Annotated in this window: 1 protein-coding gene and 2 pseudogenes; 1 reads left to right on the top strand and 2 read right to left on the bottom strand. The window is 73.2% G+C overall.

Going from position 1 to position 1,793, the window contains the following annotated elements; translation table 11 throughout:
- The coding region (locus x551_RS21695; protein WP_036251304.1) for an amidase family protein at nt 1-795 on the bottom strand (795 nt) is incomplete at its 3' end.
- Nucleotides 796-882: 87 nt separating this feature from the next.
- A pseudogene (locus tag x551_RS21700) lies at nt 883-1,484 on the bottom strand (transferase hexapeptide repeat family protein).
- Between the two features lie 141 nt (nt 1,485-1,625).
- Between x551_RS21700 and x551_RS24765 the strand changes: the two are divergent.
- Nucleotides 1,626-1,793: pseudogene (locus tag x551_RS24765) on the top strand (enoyl-CoA hydratase/isomerase family protein); the annotation flags it as partial.

Below are 1,793 nucleotides of genomic sequence, written 5' to 3' on the forward strand. Positions count from 1 at the left end.
CACCGCGACGCGCAGCGGTCCGGGCTCGGCGGCGCCGACCAGCGGCGCCGAGATCGACCAGGGATCACGCGGGTGCGCGCCCATCAGCGCCTGCAGCGCGGCACGCACGTCGGCCACGCGACGTGCCATCGGGCCCTGCACGTTCATCAGCTGCACCGCGAACAGGCGGTCTTCGGCCGGCACGAAGCCGGCGTCGGGCACGCGGCCCGCCGACGGCCGGATCGACGCGATGCCGCAGGCATTGGCCGGGTTGCGCAGCGAGCCGCCGATGTCGTTGCCCAGGCCGATCGCGGCCATGCCGGTGGCCAGCGCCACCGCGTCGCCGCCGCTCGAGCCGCCGGCGGTGCGCCCCGGATTCCAGGGGTTGAGCGTGGCGCCGTGCAGGCTGCTGTCGGTGTGCACCCGCAGCGCCAGGTCGGGCAGGTTGGTGCGGGCGATCGGGATCGCGCCGGCCGCGCGCATGCGTTGCACCGTCGGCGCATCCTCCGGCACCATCGCGCCAGCCAGCGCCGGCACGCCCCAGGGGGTGGGCAGGCCGGCCATGTCGATGTTTTCCTTCACCGTGATCGGCACGCCGTGCAGCGGACCGAGCGCGGCGCCCGCCGCCACCTGGCGATCGGCCGCCACGGCGGCGGCGCGGGCCTCGTCGGCCAGCAGACGGACCACGGCGTTGACGCGCGGGTTGACGGCCTCGATGCGCGCCAGATGGGCCTCGATCACCTCGACGCAGGACACGTCGCGCCGTGCGATCAGCGTGGCCAGTTCGAGGGCGCTGTGTTGCCAGAGTGCTTGCATGGGGTCCGCCTGGGTGGGGTGAAGGGGCAGGAGCGATGAGTGTGCGATTGCCGGACGGTGAGGACAGTCGCGCGCGCGACGCCGGCCTCAGGCACGCTTCGTCGCGATCAGCGTCCGCAGCGCCGGTCCCTGCAGGCGCGGCCGGTCGGCGTCAAGCGCGGTGAGCGGCTGCACCTCGCGCAGCGAGTCGCGGCTGCGCCGCGCGAGGTCCTGGTAGGTCTGGGTGCCTTCGAGTTTCCAGGCGATCTCGCGTCGCTCAGCAGCCGCTTGGGCCGGGCCGGCGTGCCGGCCACCAGCGTGCGCGGCGGCACCTGCATGCCGGCCGGGACGAAGGCGCAGGCCGCCACGATGGCCTGCGCGCCGACCTCGGCCTCGTCCATCACCACCGCGTTCATGCCCACCAGCGCGTCGCGCCGCACCACGCAGCCGTGCAGTACCGCGCCGTGGCCGATGTGGCCGTTCTCCTCGACCACGGTCGCCTGGTCCGGGAAGCCGTGCAGCACGCAGTTGTCCTGCACATTGGCGCCCGGCCCGATGACGATGCGTCCGAAGTCGCCGCGCAGGCAGGCGCAGGGGCCGACGTAGCAGTGCGCGCCGACGATCACGTCTCCGATCAGCACCGCCGTGGGGTGGACGTAGGCGCTCGGATCGACAACCGGCAGCACCCCGTCGATGGCGTAGCAGGGCATGGCGGCTCCGGGTAGGTAGTTGCAGGGATGGGCAGGAGCCCGAACCGGAACATATAGTCTACCGACTGGTCGGTCAATCATGCATTGCCCGAGCGCACACGGGAGATGTCCCGGCATTCCCTGGCAGAAAAGGCAGCACCGATGTCCGACCCCACGGTCCTCGTCGCGCAGACCGGCAGCGTGCGGACGCTGACGCTGCACCGTCCCGCCGCGCTGAACAGCTTCACCACCGAGATGCTCGGGCGCCTGCGCGGCGAGCTCGACGCGGCGGCGGCGACGCCGGCGTGCGCTGCGTCGTGCTGACCGGGG

It is taken from the genome of Methylibium sp. T29 (assembly GCF_000576205.1).
Taxonomy (GTDB): Bacteria; Pseudomonadota; Gammaproteobacteria; order Burkholderiales; family Burkholderiaceae_C; genus Methylibium; species Methylibium petroleiphilum.